The 19,278-nt window shown below is 68.0% G+C and carries 17 protein-coding genes; 10 read left to right on the top strand and 7 right to left on the bottom strand.

The window, feature by feature from the left end:
• Positions 1 to 189 precede the first annotated feature (189 nt).
• The gene (locus AC1VVG_RS25435) at positions 190 to 1,725 is read left to right on the top strand and encodes a sigma-70 family RNA polymerase sigma factor (protein ID WP_482836600.1); all 1,536 of its coding nucleotides are present in this window, start codon (positions 190 to 192) and stop codon (positions 1,723 to 1,725) included.
• A gap of 188 nt (positions 1,726 to 1,913) precedes the next feature.
• Positions 1,914 to 2,795 (top strand): helix-hairpin-helix domain-containing protein, encoded by an 882-nt coding sequence (locus AC1VVG_RS25430; RefSeq protein WP_482836598.1) that lies wholly within the window; start codon positions 1,914 to 1,916, stop codon positions 2,793 to 2,795.
• Position 2,796: 1 nt separating this feature from the next.
• On the opposite strand, the gene AC1VVG_RS25425 is transcribed toward AC1VVG_RS25430, so the two are convergent.
• From AC1VVG_RS25425 to AC1VVG_RS25415, 3 genes are all read right to left on the bottom strand, one after another.
• Positions 2,797 to 3,588, bottom strand: a complete 792-nt coding sequence (locus tag AC1VVG_RS25425) for a hypothetical protein (RefSeq protein ID WP_200087505.1) — start codon at positions 3,586 to 3,588, stop codon at positions 2,797 to 2,799.
• Between the two features lie 98 nt (positions 3,589 to 3,686).
• Positions 3,687 to 4,112 carry a helix-turn-helix domain-containing protein gene (locus AC1VVG_RS25420; RefSeq protein WP_482836596.1) on the bottom strand — a complete coding sequence of 142 codons (426 nt, stop codon included), beginning with the start codon at positions 4,110 to 4,112 and terminating at the stop codon, positions 3,687 to 3,689.
• Positions 4,113 to 4,354: 242 nt separating this feature from the next.
• Entirely contained in the window at positions 4,355 to 4,795 is a 441-nt protein-coding gene (locus AC1VVG_RS25415) for a MarR family winged helix-turn-helix transcriptional regulator (RefSeq protein ID WP_034191621.1), read from the bottom strand.
• 135 nt (positions 4,796 to 4,930) lie between these two features.
• On the opposite strand from AC1VVG_RS25415, the gene AC1VVG_RS25410 reads away from it, so the two are divergent.
• On the top strand, positions 4,931 to 6,460 hold the full coding sequence (locus AC1VVG_RS25410; protein WP_482836594.1) for a DHA2 family efflux MFS transporter permease subunit: 1,530 nt from the start codon (positions 4,931 to 4,933) through the stop codon (positions 6,458 to 6,460).
• 30 nt (positions 6,461 to 6,490) lie between these two features.
• On the opposite strand, the gene AC1VVG_RS25405 is transcribed toward AC1VVG_RS25410, so the two are convergent.
• A complete protein-coding gene (locus AC1VVG_RS25405; RefSeq protein ID WP_034191623.1) occupies positions 6,491 to 8,005 on the bottom strand; it encodes an acetyl-CoA hydrolase/transferase family protein in 1,515 nt (504 codons plus the stop codon).
• 662 nt (positions 8,006 to 8,667) lie between these two features.
• Between AC1VVG_RS25405 and AC1VVG_RS25400 the strand changes: the two genes are divergently transcribed.
• From AC1VVG_RS25400 to AC1VVG_RS25370, 7 genes are read left to right on the top strand one after another with little or no spacing between them, the layout of a single operon-like run.
• Positions 8,668 to 9,348, top strand: coding sequence for a CDP-alcohol phosphatidyltransferase family protein (locus AC1VVG_RS25400; protein WP_034191624.1), 681 nt, complete (start codon positions 8,668 to 8,670; stop codon positions 9,346 to 9,348).
• The gene (locus AC1VVG_RS25395) at positions 9,345 to 10,154 is read left to right on the top strand and encodes a HalD/BesD family halogenase (RefSeq protein WP_034191625.1); all 810 of its coding nucleotides are present in this window, start codon (positions 9,345 to 9,347) and stop codon (positions 10,152 to 10,154) included. The genes AC1VVG_RS25400 and AC1VVG_RS25395 overlap by 4 nt, the downstream gene beginning before the upstream one ends.
• The gene (locus tag AC1VVG_RS25390; protein WP_034191626.1) at positions 10,151 to 11,152 is read left to right on the top strand and encodes an HpnL family protein; all 1,002 of its coding nucleotides are present in this window, start codon (positions 10,151 to 10,153) and stop codon (positions 11,150 to 11,152) included. The genes AC1VVG_RS25395 and AC1VVG_RS25390 overlap by 4 nt, the downstream gene beginning before the upstream one ends.
• A 35-nt stretch (positions 11,153 to 11,187) precedes the next feature.
• Positions 11,188 to 11,955, top strand: coding sequence for a phosphocholine cytidylyltransferase family protein (locus AC1VVG_RS25385; RefSeq protein WP_482836591.1), 768 nt, complete (start codon positions 11,188 to 11,190; stop codon positions 11,953 to 11,955).
• The gene (gene aepX, locus AC1VVG_RS25380; RefSeq protein WP_034191628.1) at positions 11,952 to 13,637 is read left to right on the top strand and encodes a phosphoenolpyruvate mutase; all 1,686 of its coding nucleotides are present in this window, start codon (positions 11,952 to 11,954) and stop codon (positions 13,635 to 13,637) included. The genes AC1VVG_RS25385 and aepX overlap by 4 nt, the downstream gene beginning before the upstream one ends.
• Positions 13,634 to 14,815 carry a phosphonopyruvate decarboxylase gene (gene aepY, locus AC1VVG_RS25375; protein WP_124669406.1) on the top strand — a complete coding sequence of 394 codons (1,182 nt, stop codon included), beginning with the start codon at positions 13,634 to 13,636 and terminating at the stop codon, positions 14,813 to 14,815. Before aepX ends, aepY begins: the two co-directional genes overlap by 4 nt.
• Complete coding sequence (locus tag AC1VVG_RS25370) at positions 14,815 to 15,879, top strand: 2-aminoethylphosphonate aminotransferase (RefSeq protein WP_059556412.1); 1,065 nt, start codon at positions 14,815 to 14,817, stop codon at positions 15,877 to 15,879. Before aepY ends, AC1VVG_RS25370 begins: the two co-directional genes overlap by 1 nt.
• 182 nt (positions 15,880 to 16,061) lie before the next feature.
• Here AC1VVG_RS25370 and AC1VVG_RS25365 read toward each other — a convergent pair whose 3' ends face one another.
• From AC1VVG_RS25365 to dmpG, 3 genes are read right to left on the bottom strand one after another with little or no spacing between them, the layout of a single operon-like run.
• Positions 16,062 to 16,928 (bottom strand): alpha/beta fold hydrolase, encoded by an 867-nt coding sequence (locus AC1VVG_RS25365; RefSeq protein WP_034191631.1) that lies wholly within the window; start codon positions 16,926 to 16,928, stop codon positions 16,062 to 16,064.
• 14 nt (positions 16,929 to 16,942) lie between these two features.
• The gene (gene mhpT / locus AC1VVG_RS25360) at positions 16,943 to 18,196 is read right to left on the bottom strand and encodes a 3-(3-hydroxy-phenyl)propionate transporter MhpT (RefSeq protein WP_034191632.1); all 1,254 of its coding nucleotides are present in this window, start codon (positions 18,194 to 18,196) and stop codon (positions 16,943 to 16,945) included.
• Positions 18,197 to 18,255: 59 nt separating this feature from the next.
• Entirely contained in the window at positions 18,256 to 19,278 is a 1,023-nt protein-coding gene (gene dmpG / locus AC1VVG_RS25355) for a 4-hydroxy-2-oxovalerate aldolase (RefSeq protein ID WP_311767572.1), read from the bottom strand.

Below are 19,278 nucleotides of genomic sequence, written 5' to 3'. Positions count from 1 at the left end.
TGGCCCGGATGGCGCGGGCACGCGGTGTGCTGCTCGTCCGCGGCGCCCACGTTGAAGTTGGCGCAAATGCCCTCAACTTGAACGATGTCAGGCTGACCGGCGCGGACGAGCGTTCGCGAGCAACCGGCCACCGCAAACCGGCGAGCTTCGGCCCGCCCCGACAGGAACGCGGCTCGCGCCGCCATCGACATGACTACGCCACGCCCCACTTCCCGGGCGGACACACCGCTCGATCCGATCATCCAGTTGCTGGCGCTTGCCGGCGAACAGGGTTATCTGACACACGCCGACCTCGTCGACGCGCTGCCGCCCGAAAGCGACAGCCCCGATGCGCTCGACGTCGTGCGCGCCGCGCTTGCCGACATCGGCATCGCCGTGCTCGACGAGCCGGCCGCGCCCGCACCGTTCGCCGCCGCGGCGCCGGTCGACGTCGATCGCGACACGCTCGACGAAGGCCGGGCCATGCTCGGCGAACTCGCACGCGGCACGAGTGCGTCGACCGATCCGCTCGCGCTCTACATGCGGCGCATGCAGGCGGTGCCGCTGCTGACGCGCGAAGGCGAAATCGTGCTCGCCCGCGAAATCGAGACGGGGCGCCATCAGGTGCTGCACGCGATCGCGGGGTATCCGGCGGCGGTCGACGCGCTGCTTGCGCGTCACCGGGCAACGGGTGCGGCGGCTGCCACCGGCACGACTGACGACGAAGACGGCGACACGCCCGAACCCGCCCGCTACGACGTGCTGCAGGCAGCCGTCTCGACGTTGCGCGACGCGTTGCACGCGCACGGCTTCCGTTCCGACGCCTATCGCGACGCGCGCAACGCCATGGCCGCCCTGCTCGGTTCGCTGCCATGGGCGGCCCCGGCCATCGACGACGCCAGCCGCGCCGTGCACGCGCTCGCGACCGCGCCGCACGACGCCGCGACGGGCGAAGCCGCCCGCTTCGACGCGGTCGCGCGGCGGGCATTGGGGGCCGCGCTGCGCGACGGCCAGCAGAAAGTGCGCGACGCGACGCGCGCGATGCTCGAGGCAAACCTGCGGCTCGTGCTGTCGATCGCGCGCAAGCACATGAACCGCGGCGTCGACCTGTCCGATCTCGTGCAGGACGGTTGTCTCGGCCTGATGCGCGCGATCGAGAAGTTCGAATACCGGCGCGGGTTCAAGTTCTCGACCTACGCGACCTGGTGGATTCGTCAGGCGATCACGCGTGCCGTTGCCGATCGCTCGCGCACGATCCGCGTGCCGGTACACGTCGGCGACCAGTACCAGCGCGTGCAGCGGCATGCGCTGCGCTTTCGCCAGCGCACGGGCCGGCGGGCGACGCCTGCCGAGCTCGCGGCCGAAACCGGCCTGGCCGAGGACAAACTGCGCGCGGTGCTCGCCCTGCCGGCCGAACCGGTGTCGCTCGACACGCCGCTGCCCGACGCGGACACCGGGCTCGTGGAACTGATCGAGGATCAAACCTCGGCCAGCCCGTTCGAGCGACTGGCCGACACCCGCATGCGCGACTGCGTGCGGTCGCTGCTCCGGTCGGTCACGCCGGCCGAGGCCGACGTGCTGAGCCGGCGGTTCGGCCTCGGCGGCGCCGAGCCCGATACGTACGACGCGATCGCGCAGGACGCGGGCATGTCGCGCGAACGCGTGCGGCAGATCGAGAAACGGGCGCTCGCCGCGCTGCGCACGGCAGCCGAGGCCGAGAACGCGCAGTCGTTCCTCGACGCGTAAGCGTAAGCGCACCCGCGCCGCACGGTCGTGCCGCCAACCGGCACGACCGTGCGCTTCGCGCATGTGCTACGTTTGCCATTGACGTGCATCAAGTTTTCTTCGTCGCGTGCCGCGACAATGGTGGAAAAGGCCGACCGGCGCATCGTTCGCCGCGTCCATTCCGTTTGAGCTTCCCCAGGTCCCTCGCCATGCAGACGACCGCCAGCCAAACGTTCGAGGAAAACCGCCACATCGCGACCTGCCTGCGCGAGGCCGCGCAGCGGCTGGCCGACCAGGGCGCGAATCCTTACCGGGTCGCCGCCTACCGCGCGTCGGCCGAGACGGTCGAGGCGCTCGACCGCGATATCCGCACCGTGTTCGAATCCGGCGGCATCGACGCGCTCGGCGCGCTGCCCGAAATCGGCACGGGCGTCGCACAGGCGATCGCCGAGTTGCTGGTGACGGGCCGCTGGCGCCAGCTCGACCGGCTGTGCGGCGACGCCCAGCGCGCGTCCGCGTTCGAAGCCGTGCCGGGCATCGGCCATGCGCTCGCGCTGCGCATCCACGACCTGCTGCACATCGATACGCTCGAGGAACTCGAACGCGCGGCTCGCAACGGCCAGCTCGAAACGATCGCGGGGGTCGGCCCGCGGCGCGCGGCCGGCATCCGCACCGCGCTCGATGACGTGCTGAGCCGGCGCCGGCGCTGGCAGGGTCACATGCAACATGCCGGCCCCGGCACGGAGCCGCCCGTCGAACTGCTGCTCTACATCGACCGCCAGTACCGCCACAAGGCGGCCGCCGGCATGCTGCCGACGCTCGCGCACCGGCGCCTGAACGCGGACGGCTATGTGCCGCCGCCGGTGATGCACATGACCAAGGGCGGCTGGCATTTCACCGTGCTGAGCCTGCATGCCGCGATGCGCACGCCGGAGGCCGACCGCCCGACGGACTGGGTCTCGCTCTATTTCTACGACGCCGTGCAGTGCGAGCACCAGCGCACCGTCTTCACCGAAACGTACGGTTCGCTCGTCGGCAAGCGCATCGTGCGTGGGCGCGAGATGGAATGCCGCGTGTATTACGCGGGATGAGTCAGTCGTCCGAGGTTTCGTCGACGTCGAACGCCACGTCGAGCACGGACGCGATCTCGCGACAGGCACGGACGAGCGCGCGTGACCGGCGTTCGGCATGTGCCACGCCGAGATCGAACCACGTCGAATGCGTGACGTATGCGCCGACCGCTCCCCGTTTCGGCACGTCGAACCGGAACGTCACCATGTAGTCGCCGTTCCAGCGAACCGGCATCACCATCGTGAGTCGCAGCCCCGTGATCGCACCGTGGCGAAACCGGAAGCTGTCGTCGCCGACGCGAAACCCCGACCACGCGCCGTCGTCCGACACGAACACGGTCAACGTTTCGTCCGCCGGCGGCGACAGGCCGTCCGCCGGCGCCAGGTCGGCCGCCCGCACCATCGCCGCGCCCGAACCGTCGCGCCCCGCCTCGACTTCCACGAACGCTTCGATCGCCTGCTTCGCCTTGTCGTAGAAACGACGCGCGACGCCGCTGTGCGCGGCGCCGGCAATCAGAACCAGTTGCTTGAATCGCGCATGCTCGCCGTATCGAAGCTGCACGCCGGGCGCGTCGCCCGCCTCGTCTTCGGGCTCGGCCTCGCGGCCATCGGCGGGTTCGGCCGGTACGGTCGCCCCAGGCTGCCCGCCGGCCCCACGCCGCCGTTTCACCGCCGCGGCGCCCCACGTCAGCAGCATGGTCTGCGCCGCCAGCACCCCCGCCATCGTCGCGCACCCCGCGAGAAACCCGTAATGCGGCCCGACCTTCGATGCCGCATACGCGGCCGGAAGCACATAAAGCACAAGCAATGGCACGAGCAATATCGACACGCGGCAACCCCGTTGTTTTCCGTGTTCGTTTTCGACTTTCGCCGGACTGCGACTGCCACCCGCGCATCGCGCGCGCTCACGGCCTACGCACCGTCCGTCTTCGTGCGACGCGCCGGATGACGATGCGCGGCGATGCGCAGCAGCTTCCGGAACGACGGACATTCGAGGTGGCTCGGCGCCGGGCACACGGCCGCGTGCCGCAGCATGTCGCGCACGGCGCCGAGACGGCGGATCGTGCGGTCGAGTTCGTCGGCCTTGTCGTCGAGCTTCGCGCGATCGATCGCGGGCTGGCCGTCCGTGCCGACCATCGCGAGGATGTCGTCGAGCGAGAAACCGGCCTCGCGGCCGAGCGCGATCAGTGCCAGACGCTCCAGCACCGATTCGTCATATTGCCGCCGCAGCCCGTGCCGGCCGACCGGAACGACCAACCCTTTTTCCTCGTAGTAGCGCAGCGTCGACGCGGGCAATCCCGAGCGCCGCGCCACCTCGGCAATGTCCAGACGGCTCATGCTTGACCTCAAGTGAACTTGAAGTTGCAAGATAGTGACTCGACTACGCGAACGCAAGCCGGAAACGCCATGAAACCGCCCCGTATTGCGCCGCGCCACGCAGCGGCCATCGTACGGGGCGGGTCCCTGGGTCGCGGTGTTCGCGCTCGCGGTGCCGGTCCGTTGAACACCCGGCATGACACGAGCCGCGCCGGGTAGCGCTCGCTCAGCCGGCCGCCGGTGCGCCCGAACGGGCGCCCGCGTCACTCCCCGCCGCAATCGATCAGGTTGTGACGCACGCGTCCGAGCAGCCGCACCAGCGTATCGCGCTCGTCGGACGTGAAGCCGCGCAGCCCGTCGTCGGCGACGGTATCGCCCACTTCGAGCATCTGCGGAAAGATCTCCCGCGCCTTGTCGGTCAACCGGATCACGAACGCGCGGCGGTCGTCGTCGTTCGCGATGCGTTCGATCCAGCCGTAGCTTTCCATCCGGTCGAGCAGGCGCGTCAGCGAGATCGGCGTGATCTCGAGCCATTCGGCCAGCCGCGCCTGGTTCATCTCGCCCTTCCACGTCAGGTACGCGAGCACGCGGCTTTGTGCCCGCGTCAGCCCGATGCGCTTCGCGCGCCGGTCGAACAGGCGTCCGTTCAGGCGAGCCACGTCGGCGATCAGGTAACCGATCCGGTTCTCGTAAGTCTTGTCCATCCGCCGATTATAGGGTCAAGCCGCCGGCGGGCCGCGGCTCGCGCCCAAGCGATAAGTTTCTTTATAATAAGCATGCTTATAATTTGAACCATACCGGATCGCCGCCCACGGCGATCGCCCGACGGAGACACCCGCTTGAACCCCGCCGCCGACGCCCCCGCCTCGCCCGCCCTGAACCGGCCGATGCTGACCCTGTCGATCATGCTCGCCACGCTGATCCAGACCCTCGACAGCACGATCGCGAACGTCGCGCTGCCGCACATGCAGGGCACGCTGTCCGCGTCGCAGGACGAAATCACGTGGGTGCTGACCTCCTACATCGTCGCCGCGGCGATCGCGACGCCGCTCACCGGCTGGCTGTCCGACCGGTTGAGCGTCAAGCGGCTGCTGATCGTGTCGATCGCGGGTTTCACGGTGGCGTCGGCGCTGTGCGGGCTGTCCGAGACGCTCGTGCAGATCGTCGGCGCGCGGCTGCTGCAGGGCGTGTTCGGCGCCGCGCTGGTGCCGCTGTCGCAGTCGATCCTGCTCGACATCAACCCGCGCGAGAAACAAGGCCAGGCGATGGCGATCTGGGGGATGGGCGTGATGGTCGGCCCGATCCTCGGCCCGACGCTCGGCGGCTGGCTCACCGACAGCTACAACTGGCGCTGGGTGTTCTTCATCAACGTGCCGATCGGCGCGTTCGCGCTCGCCGGCGTGATGACCTTCCTGCCGGCACGCGCGCCGCGCCCGCACGTGAAATTCGATGCGTTCGGCTTCGCGACGCTGGCGCTCGCGATCGGCGCGTTCCAGGCCATGCTCGACCGCGGCGAACAACTCGACTGGTTCGGTTCGTACGAGATCCGCATCGAGGCGCTCGTCGCGGCGCTCAGCTTCGCGTTCTTCCTCGTGCATACGGCGACCGTCGGCAAGGCGTCGTTCTTCAAGTCGGAACTGCTGCGCGACCCGAACTTCGCGACGGGTACGCTGTTCATCTTCGTCGTCGGCGCGGTGTTGTACGCGACGCGCGCCCTGCTGCCGCCGATGCTGCAGAACCTGATGGGCTACCCGGTCGCGACGACGGGCCTCGTCACCGCGCCGAGCGGCGCCGGCACGATGATCGCGATGCTGCTCGTCGGCAGGCTGCTGAAATACGTGGATGCACGGATGCTGCTGCTCGCGGGGCTCGCGATTTCCGCGCTCGCGCTGTGGCAGATGATGCAGTACACGGTCGTGCTGTCCGAATCGGACATCGTGTGGCCGGGCGTGGTCCAGGGCTTCGGGCTGGGGCTCGTGTTCGTGCCGCTGAGCGCGCTGTCGTTCTCGACGCTGCCGCCGGAGTTGCGCGCGGACGGCACGGCCACCTACAGCCTGATGCGCAACATCGGCAGCAGTATCGGCATCTCGATCGTGCAGACGCTGATGACGCGCAACACGCAGGTCGCGCATGCCGACCTCGCGACCCATATCACGCCGTTCGACCCGGCCGTGCAGGCGCTGGCCGGCAGCCACCTCGACATCGCGCTGCTCGATCGCACGATCAACCAGCAGGCGGCGATGATCGCTTACCTGAACGACTTCAAGCTGATGTTCGTGGCGACGCTGCTGATGATCCCGCTGTTGCTGCTGATCCGCCCGCCGCAGAAAACGGCGAGCGTCGACGTCGCGCACGCGGCGATGGACTGACGGGCGCGCATGCGCCCGTCCGACGCCGCGTCAGACCTTCATCGTGCCGGTCCGCACGTAGCGCTCGTGCCACGACAGCGCCTCGGCGAGCAGGTGCGGCGTGTGCTTGCCGAAGCTCTCGCGCGACGCGCGCTCGAAGTAGTCCTCGAGCATCGGCCGGTAGTCGGGATGCGCGCAGGTCGCGATGATCTTGCGCGCGCGCTGCTTCGGCGACAGGCCGCGCAGGTCGGCCAGGCCCTGCTCGGTGACGACCACCGCGACGTCGTGCTCGGTATGGTCGACGTGGCTCGCCATCGGCACGATCCGCGAGATCGCGCCGCCCTTCGCGGTGCTCGCCGACATGAAGCACGACAGATAGCCATTGCGCGCGAAGTCGCCCGAGCCGCCGATACCGTTCTGGATCTTCGTGCCCATCACGTGCGTCGAGTTCACGTTGCCGTAGATGTCGGCCTCGATCATCCCGTTCATCGCGATGCAGCCGAGGCGGCGCACGAGCTCCGGATGGTTGCTGATCTCCTGCGGGCGCAGCACGATCTTTTCGCGGAACGTCGCGATTTCGTCGGCGAAGCGCTGCACGGCGGCCGGGCTCAGCGACAACGCGGTGGCCGACGCGAAGCTCAGCGTGCCGTCGTCGAGCAGGTCGAGCATGCCGTCCTGGATCACTTCGGTATAGGCCGTCAGGTTCGAGAAGCCGGCCGAGCTGAGCTCCGCGAGCACCGCGTTCGTGATGTTGCCGACGCCCGACTGCAGCGGCAGCAGGTTTTCCGGCAGGCGGCCGCGCTTCACTTCGTGGCGCAGGAAGTCGATCAGCTGCAGCGCGATCTGCTTCGACGTCGCGTCCGGCGCGGAGAACGCATTGCTGCGATCGGGCGCGTCGGTCTCGACGATCGCGACGATCTTGTCGGCCGGGCAGCGCAGGTACGGCTCGCCGATGCGGTCGTCGCTCTTCGTCAGCGGAATCGGCTTGCGATGCGGCGGCAGCGCGGTGCCGTAATAGATGTCGTGCATCCCGTCGAGGCCGAGCGGCTGGCGTGCATTCACCTCGAGGATCACGTGCTTCGCGCGTTCGAGCCAGGTCTTGTTGTTGCCGATCGACGCGGACGGGATCAGCAGCCCGTCCTCGCGGATGCCCGCGACCTCGACGATCGCGACGTCGAGATCGCCGTACAGCCCGAACCACGCGTACTGCGCGACGTGGCTCAGGTGGACGTCCTGGTAATCGACTTCGCCGCCGTTGATCTTGTCGCGCAGCGTCGGGTCGGACTGGTAAGGCAGTCGCATCGAGATGCCGTTGGTGCGGGCGAGCGCGCCGTCGAGTTCGGGCGCGGTCGACGCGCCGGTCAGCACGTTGATCCGGAAGTCCTCGCCGCGCGCGTGCGCCGCGTCGATATGGGCGGCAAGCGCGGCCGGGACGGCCTTCGGATAGCCCGAACCGGTGAAGCCGCTCATGGCGACGGTCATGCCGGGACGGATCAGCGCGGCGGCTTCGTCGGCGGTGCGGACGAGCGAACGCAGGGCGGGAGCGAGGATGCGTGATGAAGACATGGCAGGTTTCTGACGCTGGGGTCTGTCGTTGACGTCGCGGGGGGTGTCTCCTGAGCGACATGAAGCCCTTGGGGCCGCGCGGGGCGGCCGGCACCACAGGCATGGCCGGAGTATCGCAGAGGCCGTCGCCGCGAAATGTCCGCTGGATGCAAAAGATCCTTACCGAATATGCCGGGTATCGAACGACCGTTCTGTGACAGTCGATCCGCGCCTCCCGATGCACCCGAAAGGTGCGCGAAAGCATCGGAGCGAATGGCCGGACGACGATCGCCAACCGTCGCGCATCAATCGGCGGATTTCCATTGCAATTCGCCGCCCGACATCGGCAATGGCCGATGAAGTCGCGGCGCGGCCGATTGTCGCCCGACGATGCTTTGCCGGACCTGACGCACGTCAACGTCGCATGCGCTGCGCACGGCTCGCCGCCGCGCGCGAAAATCTCCGCCGCATCGGCCCGCGAGGCCCGCCCGTCCTTGACAGCGGCGTGACGCGAACCACACTGGAAGACGGGCCCGGCGACGCCGCCTGCCGTCCCGATCGGCCGCCCTGTCGCGCATCCGGCTTCGGCCGGCCGATACGTGCAAGACGCGGTAACACTCCCGCATGTCAGGACATTGATCGAATAAAAAGCAACAAATTACAATTCCGTATATATTTCGCCGATGGACCAAAGAAAAACCGCCACACGCGCCGAGCCCCCCCTGCCACGCACCTGGGATGCGCGGCTCGCGCGCTCGCTTGTCCGACCGCTCGTCGATACGCCGGTCACCCCGAATCACCTGACTACCCTTCGTCTGCTGATCGGCCTCGCCGGTGCCTGGTGCCTTGCGCACGGCGGCTTCGGCTGGAGCAATGCCGGCGCGTTCCTGATCGTGCTGTCGAACTTCGTCGACCACACCGACGGCGAACTCGCGCGCATCAGCGGCAAGTCCAGCAAGATCGGTCATTTTTACGATCTCGCGGCCGATGCGCTCGTCACGGTCGCGCTGTTCGTCAGCATGGGGCTCGGCATCGTCGCCCAGGGCGGCCAGATGGCCGCGTCGCCGGTGCTGCTGGGCGCGGTGGCCGGTGCGGCCGTCGCGCTGATCTTCTTCCTGCGCATGCGGATCGAATCGATCGCCGGCAAGGCCGGCACCAAGCAGGCGTTCGCAGGCGGCTTCGAAACCGAAGACGTGCTGTACCTGCTGCCGATCGTGACGCTCGTCGACGGCGTCGAGCCGTTCCTGCTCGCGGCATCGATCGGCGCCCCGCTGTTCGCCGCATGGGTCGTGATCGACTGGTGGCGCATCGTCCGCCGTGGCAACGCTCCGCAGAATTCAACCGAAATCCAGGCTTCCAAATGACTCCTAGCACGCGCGACGACTCCGTGCTGAGCCCGGCACGCCCCGCGCCCGTGCGCGCGGCCGCGGCCGACCCCGATCGCACCGTGGCCGACCGCGTCGGCCGGCTCGACCTCGACCGCCTGCGCGGCGACTACACGCGCCAGGGCTCGTTCCTGTACCTCGACACGTTCCTGCCCGCCGACGCGCACGCGAAACTCGCGAGCGCCGCCCGCGCGATGCAGGCCGGCCTGAACCGCAATTACCTGCCCGGCCACAAGCAGGGCGGCAGCGTGAGCCGTCATACGATCGACGAGCAGGCGCCGTACATCGCCGAGCTCTATCGCTCGAAGGCGCTGATCGGCTTCCTCGAGAAAGTCACGGGCGACAAGCTGATGCTGTCGCCGGACGACGATCCGCACGCGTACGCGCTGTATTACTACACGAAGCCCGGCGACCACATCGGCTGGCATTACGACACGTCGTACTACGATGGCCGTCGCTACACGCTGCTGATCGGCGTGATCGACGAATCGTCGTGCCGGCTCGACTACGAGCTGCACACGCGCAACCCGGACGTCGCCGACGAACCGGGCTCGGTGCAGATCGCCGACGGCGGCATCGTGCTGTTCGACGGCGACAAGCTGCGTCACCGCATCACGCCGCTCGGCCAGAACGAGATGCGCGTGTCGCTCACGTTCGAATACGTGACGAACCCCGGCATGCGGCCGTGGAAGCGCTTCATCTCGAACATGAAGGACGCGATCGCGTATTTCGGTTTCCGCCAGGTGTTCAAGCAACTGGCGACGCGACGCACGACCGGGTCATGACGCGCGCGGGCCTCATCCTGCTGTCCCTCGGGACCGCACTCTTCATCGCACTCCTTGCCTGGCAGGGCATCGGCGCGGTCGCGTCCACGTTCCTCGCGGCCGGCTGGGGTCTCGCGCTCGTCGCGGCGTTCCATGTCGTGCCGCTCGTGATCGATGCGACGGCGATCTCCGCCATGTTCCGCCGCGGGCAGCCCGGTGCCGATCTCGGCAACGCGCTGCGCGCGCGCTGGGTCGGCGAATCGGTCAACAGCCTGCTGCCCGCCGGGCAGATCGGCGGCCCCGTGCTGATGGTGCGCCACCTCGCGCAGCGCGGCACGCGAATGGCCGACGCGGCGGCGGCCGTGACCGTCAGCACGACGATGCAGGCGCTTGCCCAAATGGCCTTCGCGTTGATCGGCGTCGCCGCATTCAGCCTGTATGCGACGCACGAGTCGGTCGCGCACCTGCGCACGCCTGCGCTGATCGCGACCGGCGTGCTCGGCGCGCTTGCGTTGCTGTTCTACGCGGCGCAGCGGCGCGGGCTGTTCGGCCGCGGCCTGCGCCTCGCGTCGAAGCTGCTCGGCCCGCGCGACTGGTCGTCGCTGGCCACGCGCGCCGATGCGATCGACGACGCGGTCGGCGCGCTGTACCGCGATCGCGCGAAGGTCGCGAAGACGTTCGCGCTGAGCCTCGTCGGCTGGATCGTCGGCACCGCGGAAGTGTGGCTCGCCCTGCACTTCCTCGGGCACCCGGTGAGCTGGCTCGACGCGCTGCTGCTGGAAAGCGTCGGCCAGGCGATCCGCGGCGCGGCCTTCGCGATCCCCGGCTCGCTCGGTGCGCAGGAAGGCGGCTACCTGCTGCTCGCCCCGCTGGTCGGACTGCCGCCCGACGCGGCGCTCGCGCTGTCGCTCGCGAAGCGCGCGCGCGAACTCGCGCTCGGCCTGCCCGGGCTGCTCTATCTGCATTTCAGTGAAAGAAACTGGCAGCGGCGCCGTGCGCCGCAGCCGCTCGCCGACTGATCGTTCAGATCGCCGGCTTTTTGGTTGGAGAACCCATGCGAGCCATCATTCTTGCGGCAGGCCTCGGCTTGCGCCTGCAACAACCGCCCGAAGCGCAGTTCCCGAAGTGCCTGCTGCGCTTCGACGACGTGTCGCTGCTCGAGCGCCATCTGCGTGTACTCGACGCCGCGGGCATCGACGAGATCGTGCTCGGGCTCGGCTTTCAGCACGAGAAGGTCGAGCAGGAACTGAAGCGCCTCGGCCGCCAGGCCGAGATCGTGATCAACGACCGCTACGACCTCGGCAGCGTGCTGACCGTGCATACCGTCGCCGATGCGATGACGCGCGGCGGCGACGTGCTGCTGATGGACGCGGACGTGCTGTACGACGAGAACATTCTGCATGCGCTGGTGGCCGATGCCGACCAGGCGGTCGACCGCCTGCTGATCGACCGCGACTTCGAGGCCGGCGACGAGCCCGTCAAGCTGTGCCTGAAGAACGGCGTGCCGGTCGAACTGCGCAAGCAGCTCGCGGTCGACCTCGACTACGACACGATCGGCGAATCGGTCGGCTTCTTCCGCTTCACCGAAGGCACCGCCCGCCGCCTCGCGACGATCGTCGCGGGTTACGTCGACAGCGGCCGCGCGAACCTGCCGCACGAGGAAGCCGTGCGCGACCTGCTGCTCGAAGGCGGCCATTCGTTCGACGTGGCCGACGTCACCGGCTCGCCGTGGATCGAGATCGACTTCCCGAACGACGTCGCCCGCGCGACCCAAGACATCCTCCCCCTGATTCAACGCACGACCGCAGGAGCCGCACGATGAACGCACGCGAACCCAACTTCACCGAATCGCGCAGCGCGCGCCTGCGCCGCATGCTCGTCAGCAGCGACCTCGAATTCCTGATGGAAGCGCACAACGGCCTGTCCGCGCGCATCGTCCGCGAAGCCGGCTTCAAGGGGATCTGGGCGTCGGGCCTCGCGATCTCCGCGCAGTTCGGCGTGCGCGACAACAACGAAGCGAGCTGGACGCAGGTCGTCGACGTGCTCGAATTCATGGCCGACGCGAGCGACCTGCCGATCCTGCTCGACGGCGACACCGGCTACGGCAACTTCAACAACGTGCGCCGCCTCGTGAAGAAGCTCGAACAGCGCGGCATCGCGGGCGTGTGCATCGAGGACAAGCAGTTCCCGAAGACGAACAGCTTCATCGGCGGCGAGCGCCAGCCGCTCGCGGAAATCGACGAGTTCTGCGGCAAGATCAAGGCCGGCAAGGATTCGCAGACCGATCCCGACTTCTCGATCGTCGCGCGCGTCGAGGCGCTGATCGCCGGCTGGGGCATGGACGAGGCGCTGCGCCGCGCGAACGCGTATGCGGAAGCCGGCGCCGACGCGATCCTGATTCACAGCAAGCTGTCGCGCCCGGACGAGATCCTGCAGTTCGCGCGCGAATGGAGCGGCAAGGCGCCGCTCGTGATCGTGCCGACCAAGTACTACAGCACGCCGACCGACGTGTTCCGCCAGGCCGGCATCAGCACCGTGATCTGGGCGAATCATCTGATCCGCGCGTCGGCATCCGCGATGCAGGCGACCGCGCGCGAGATCCACGAAAGCGAAACGCTGATCAACGTCGAGGACCGCGTGGCATCGGTCAACGAGATCTTCCGCCTGCAGGACGCCGACGAGTACTCGGCGGCCGAGCGTATCTACCTGTCGTCGTCGTCGCGCGCGTCGAATGCCGCGATCGTGCTCGCGGCGAGCCGCGGCAAGGGCCTCGAAGCCGTGACCGAAGACAAGCCGAAGGTCATGCTGCCGGTCGCCGGCAAGCCGCTGCTGCGCTGGCTCGTCGACGGCTTCAAGACGCACGGCGTGAACGACATCACCGTGGTTGGCGGCTATCGCGCCGATGCGATCGATACGTCGGGCATCAAGCTCGTCGTCAACGAGCGCCACGCGCAGACCGGCGAGCTCGCGTCGCTCGCCTGCGCGGCCGAACGCCTGACGGGCGACACCGTGATCTCGTACGGCGACCTGCTGTTCCGCAGCTACATCGTGCGCGACCTCGCGGAGAGCGAGGCCGAGTTCAGCGTGGTGGTCGATTCGTCGCTCACCGAGACCAATCAGAGCGTGCGCGACTTCGCCCTCTGCTCGGCCGCCGACGATCGCGGCCTGTTCGGCCAGAAGACCTACCTGCAGCGCGTGTCGAGCGACGTTGCCGCGGGCACGCCGCACGGCCGCTGGATCGGCCTGCTGAACGTGCGCGGCGCCGGTGTCGAGCGCCTGAAGGCGATGCTCGCGACGCTGCAGGCGCGCCCTGATTTCGACACGCTCGACATTCCGTCGCTGCTCAACGAACTGATCGCCGCCGGCGAGAAGATTGAGGTGCAGTACGTGCACGGCCACTGGCGCGGGGTCAACGACCTCGAGGACTTCCGCCGCGCGGGCGACTTCGCGCACGGCCAGACGCCGCTGTCCGAACCGGGCGCCGGCAACGGGGGCGCGCAATGATCGAAGCGGCCCAGTTCGTCGAGGCCGCGCGCGAACGCGGCTTCGACTGGTACGCGGGCGTGCCCTGCTCGTACCTGACGCCGTTCATCAACTACGTGCTGCAGGACCCGACGCTGAACTACGTGTCGGCCGCGAACGAAGGCGACGCGGTCGCGCTGATCGCGGGCGCGACGCTCGGCGGCAAGCGCGGGATCGCGATGATGCAGAACTCGGGGCTCGGCAACGCGGTGAGCCCGCTCACGTCGCTGACCTGGACGTTCCGCCTGCCGCAGCTGCTGATCGTCACGTGGCGCGGCCAGCCGGGCGTCGCCGACGAGCCGCAGCATGCGCTGATGGGCCCGATCACGCCCGCGATGCTCGACACGATGGAGATTCCGTGGGAGACGTTCCCGACCGACCCCGAACAGGTCGGCCCGGCACTCGACCGCGCGATCGCGCACATGGACGCGACGGGCCGCCCGTACGCGCTCGTGATGCAGAAAGGCAGCGTCGCGCCGTATGAACTGAAGGCGAACCCGGCCGCCAAGCCGCGCGCGCATGTCGCCGCGCAATCGTCGTCGCGCGCCGTGTCGGCCGATGCATGGCCGACCCGTCACGACGCGCTGCGGCGCGTGATCGCGCACACGCCGGTCGATTCGACCGTCGTGCTCGCGTCGACCGGCTTCTGCGGCCGCGAACTCTACGCGCTCGACGATCGCCCGAACCAGCTGTACATGGTCGGCTCGATGGGCTGCGTGACGCCGCTCGCGCTCGGCCTCGCGCTCGCGCGCCCCGACCTGCGCGTGGTCGCCGTCGACGGCGACGGCGCCGCGCTGATGCGCATGGGCGTGTTCGCGACGCTCGGCACCTACGGCCCGGCCAACCTCACGCACGTGCTGCTCGACAACGGCGCGCACGAATCGACGGGCGGCCAGGCAACCGTGTCGCAGCATGTGTCGTTCGCAGGCGTCGCGGCCGCATGCGGTTATGCGTCGGCGCTCGAAGGCGACACGCTCGACGTGCTCGATGCGACGCTGGCCGCATCGGGCGACGGCGCCCAGTTCGTGCGCGTCGCGATCCGCACGGGCGTGCCCGACGGCCTGCCCCGCCCGACCGTCACGCCGGTCGAGGTCAAGACCCGTCTGATGCGGCACATCGGCGCCACGCAGACCGAAGCACACGTTGAAGGAGCCCATTGATGCTGCTGCTGAACCCCGGCCCGGTCACGCTCACCGAGCGCGTGCGCCGCAGCCTGCTGCAACCCGATCTGTGCCACCGCGAAAGCGAATTCTTCGATCTGCAGGATGAGGCGCGTGCGCGCCTCGTCGCCGCGTACGAACTCGATCCGGCCGAATGGACGGCCGTGCTGATGACGGGCTCGGGCACGGCGGCCGTCGAAAGCATGATCGCGGCGCTCGTGCCGCAGGACGGCAAGCTGCTCGTGATCGAGAACGGCGTGTACGGCGAGCGGATCACGCAGATCGCGACGCAGTACGGCATCGCGCACGACGTGCTGAAGCATGAATGGATGCAGGCCCCGGATCCCGCGCAGATTGCCGCGCGCCTCGACGCGGGCGGCTACACGCACGTCGCGGTGATCCATCACGAAACGACGACGGGCCGCCTGAACGACCTCGGCGCGATCGCGGAAGTCTGCCGCGCGCGCGGCGTGAAGATGCTCGTCGACGGCGTCAGCAGCTTCGGCGCGGAAGCGATCGACTTCGCCGGTGGCGACATCGATGCGGTTGCCGCGACCGCGAACAAGTGCCTGCACGGGGTGCCTGGCGCGGCGTTCGTGATCGTGCGACGCCGCGCGCTCGCGAAGGCTGCAAGCCGTACTTACTATCTCGATCTCGGCCGTCTCGCGAAGCTGCAGGATCAGCGGAACACGCCGTTTACGCCGTCCGTGCATGCGTACTATGCGCTCGTCGAGGCGCTGCGCGAATTTGATGAAGCCGGCGGCTGGCGTGCGCGCCATGCGCATTACAAGGCGCTCGCCGATCAGGCGCAGGCCGGGCTCGCTGCGCGCGGGATGCCGCTGGTGCTGCCGGAAGGCGCGTCGTCGGTCGTGCTGCGCGCGTATCGGCTGCCGCAAGGCGTCACGTACGAAGCGCTGCACGACGGGCTGAAGGCGCGCGGCTTCGTGATTTACGCGGGGCAAGGCGGGCTGTCGAAGGAACTGTTCCGGATCTCGACGATGGGCGCGATTCAGGCGGCTGACGTCGAGCGGTTGCTGGAAGGGTTTACGGCGCTGACGCGTTAAACGGCCGCCCTTTCTCGTCGATCGAAGGCCCGCAAGGGCCTTTTTTCTGGTTCGAGGAATTCCACGGGTGTCGTGCGTCGACCCATCTCGGTCGTACGACGCCGGCCGCTTCCAAAGCACCGCCCCCTCCCGTCGAAAGGAGGGCGAGGACGCCAAACGGCCAGCACCGATGCAACCCTTTGTCATTGGTGCAGGAACTCCAGCACCATCCGGTTGAATCGCTCCGCGTGCTCCCATTGCGCCCAGTGCCCGCAGCGCCCGAACACGGTCAGATCGGCGTTCGGCATCCCCCAAACGAGCCGCAGCCCGACATCCATGGGCACGAAACGGTCATCGCGTCCCCAGATCACGAGCGCCGGCGCCTGAATCTCGTTCAGTCGGTGACCGTAGTCCGGAAACTGCTTCGGATTGGCCGCCAGACTCTTCACGAAATTCTCGAGATGATCGCGCCGCGCGAGCATATTATCGAGCCGCGTCTGCATCAGCTCTTCGGTCATCGTGCTCGCGTCGTAGACGAACACATTGAGCATCTTCTTCAGGTTCTCGAGCGTCGGGGCGCGATACAACCCTTGCAGCAGCTTGATGCCTTCGGTCGGCATCGGCACAAACTGGCTCGGACCGCCCGTGCCGCCGCCCATCAGCACCAGCTTGCCGACGCGCTCGGGATACGACAGCGCGAAGGCCACCGCGCTATGCCCGCCCATCGAGTTGCCGACGAGATGCGCGCGCTCGACGCCGAGCGCATCCAGCACGCCCTTCAGCACGCGCGCGTTGAGGTCGGAGCGAGAGCCGGTACAGACGATCGAGTCGCTCTTGCCCCAGCCGGGACAGTCGACGAGGATCACGCGATAACCCGCATTCGCGAACGCGTCCACATTGCGATGGAAGTTCGCCCAGCCGCTCGCGCCCGGACCGGAGCCGTGCAGCAGAACGAGCGCTTGCCCGCCCGCGCCGGTGTCGTTGTAGTGCACACGCAGTTCCCTGCCGCCCTCCATCACGTTCATGTACTTGCTGGTCGCGGCTTCGGTATGAATCACGGTGTCAGTCATGTCGATGTCCTTCGTCAGATCGATTCGGTTCCAAGGGTGTGCGAGCCGTTGGTCGACTCGCGCGGAGATTTCGCGACCACGGTGAGCGCACCGAGCGCCGCGATCACGATGAGCGGAATGCTCGAGATCACGAGCATCGACGCGCTCTGGCCTAACGCCAGCAGTTGCCCGGCGATCAGCGGGCCGACCATCGATCCCACCCGGCCAACGGCCACCGCCGCGCCGACACCCGTGCCGCGCACGCGCGTCGGATACGTTGCACCGGCGAGCGCATACAGCACCGACTGCGTGCCGACGAGAAACAGCCCCGCCAGCAGGCCGCCCCATGCCATCGACACGCTGCCCGTCGCGCTGGCGAGCGCCAGTAACGCAGTCGCGATGCCCGTGTACATGCCGACCACGACCGGCCGCTTGCCAATGCGATCCATCAACCCCGCGATCACGATTGCGCCGACACCACCGCCGATGTTGAACATCATCTGCACGATGCTCGCCTGTACCGGCGTGAGGCCGCGCGAGAGCACCATCGATGGCAGCCAGTTCATCAGGAAGTACAGCACGATCAGCGTCCCCAGATAGCTGATCCACAGCGAGAGGGTGGTCGCCGCGCGCCCGTCACTGAAGAGCGCGCGCACGATGCCGTCCTTCGACTCGCGGGTCGCGCCCCGGCTTGCCGCGACGAAGTACGTCGACTCCTTCAGGAAAATCGCCAGCAGCGGCAAGGTCAGCAGCGGCCCGATCCCGCCGACATAGAAGATGTGCCGCCAGCCCTCGGCGCCCGGGCTGACAATACCGATCACTGCCGCGAGCGCCGCACCGAACGGCATGCCGCAGTACATCGCACCGACCGCCGTGCTGCGTCGCCCGGGCGCCGCCGCTTCCGCGCACAGCGCGATCAGGTTCGGCATCGCGGCGCCCAGGCCGAGGCCCGTGAGAAAACGCGCGATGAGCAGGCTCTGCAGATCCCACACCTGAGTCGTTGCAATCGAAAATATCCCGAACAGCGCGACCGACATCATCAGCACGCGCTTGCGGCCAATGCGATCCGCGAGCCTGCCGCCAATCGCCGCACCCGGCAACAGGCCGAGCGCGCCGATGCCGAATGCCCAGCCGAGCTGCGCGACGGCGAGATGGAACTCGTGTGCCATGCGCGGCGCGGCGACGCCGGTGGATTGCAGGTCGAGACCCTCGAGGAGGGCAACCGCGAGGCACAGCCCGATGGTGATGGCGCCGCCGGCGCGCGGGGGAGAAGCCGTTGACGTTTTCATTGATGTCTCCAGGTTGAACGATGCGGCGCTCTTCACGGCGCCTGGCATACGTGTGTGGTTCAGGCGCTGGCTTCGCGCTTCTTCAGATCGAGCGCAACGTCGACGATCATGTCTTCCTGACCGCCCACCATGCGTCGTTTGCCCAGTTCGACGAGAATGTCGACCGCTTTCAGGCCGTACTTCTTCGCCGCGATTTCGGCATGCCGCAGGAAGCTCGAATACACGCCCGCATAGCCGAGCGCGAGCGTTTCGCGGTCCACGCGCACCGGCCGGTCCTGCAACGGGCGCACGAGATCGTCGGCCGCGTCGAGCAGGCGATATAGATCGGTGCCGTGATGCCAGCCAAGGCGCTCGGCCGCCGCGACGAACACTTCGAGCGGGGCATTGCCCGCGCCCGCCCCCATGCCCGCCAGACTCGCATCGATGCGGTCGCAGCCCTCCTCGACCGCAACGATCGAGTTGGCCACGCCGAGGCTCAGGTTGTGATGGGCATGCATGCCCGTGTGGGTCTCGGGTCGAAGCACGGCCTTGAGCGCCTTGAAGCGCGCACGAATGTCGTGCATGTTCATCGCGCCGCCCGAATCGACCACGTACACGCAGGTCGCGCCATAGCTTTCCATCTTCCTCGCCTCGATCGCGAGGTGGTCAGGCGTGGTCATGTGGCTCATCATCAGAAAGCCGACGGTGTCCATGCCGAGGCTGCGCGCATACTCGATGTGCTGCTTCGAAATGTCCGCTTCCGTGCAATGGGTCGCGACACGGACGACACGCGCGCCCGCGTCGTACGCGGCCTTCAGGTCGTGAATCGTGCCGATGCCAGGCAGCAGCAGTGTCGCGATTTTCGCGTGCTTGACCACATCGGCCACCGCCTCGATCCATTCCAGATCACTGTGCGCGCCGAAGCCGTAGTTGAAGCTCGAACCCTGCAGGCCGTCACCGTGTGCGACCTCGATGCTGTCGACCTTCGCCTCGTCCAGCGCGCGGGCAATGTCCTGCACGTTCCGAATCGAATACTGATGACGGATCGCGTGCATGCCGTCGCGCAGCGTCACGTCGGAGATATAGAGTTTCTTGTCCATGAT

This window comes from Burkholderia sp. L-4, from assembly GCF_056856535.1.
The sequence above is the reverse complement of the archived record's forward strand: the minus strand, read 5'-3'. Positions and strand labels throughout refer to the sequence as shown.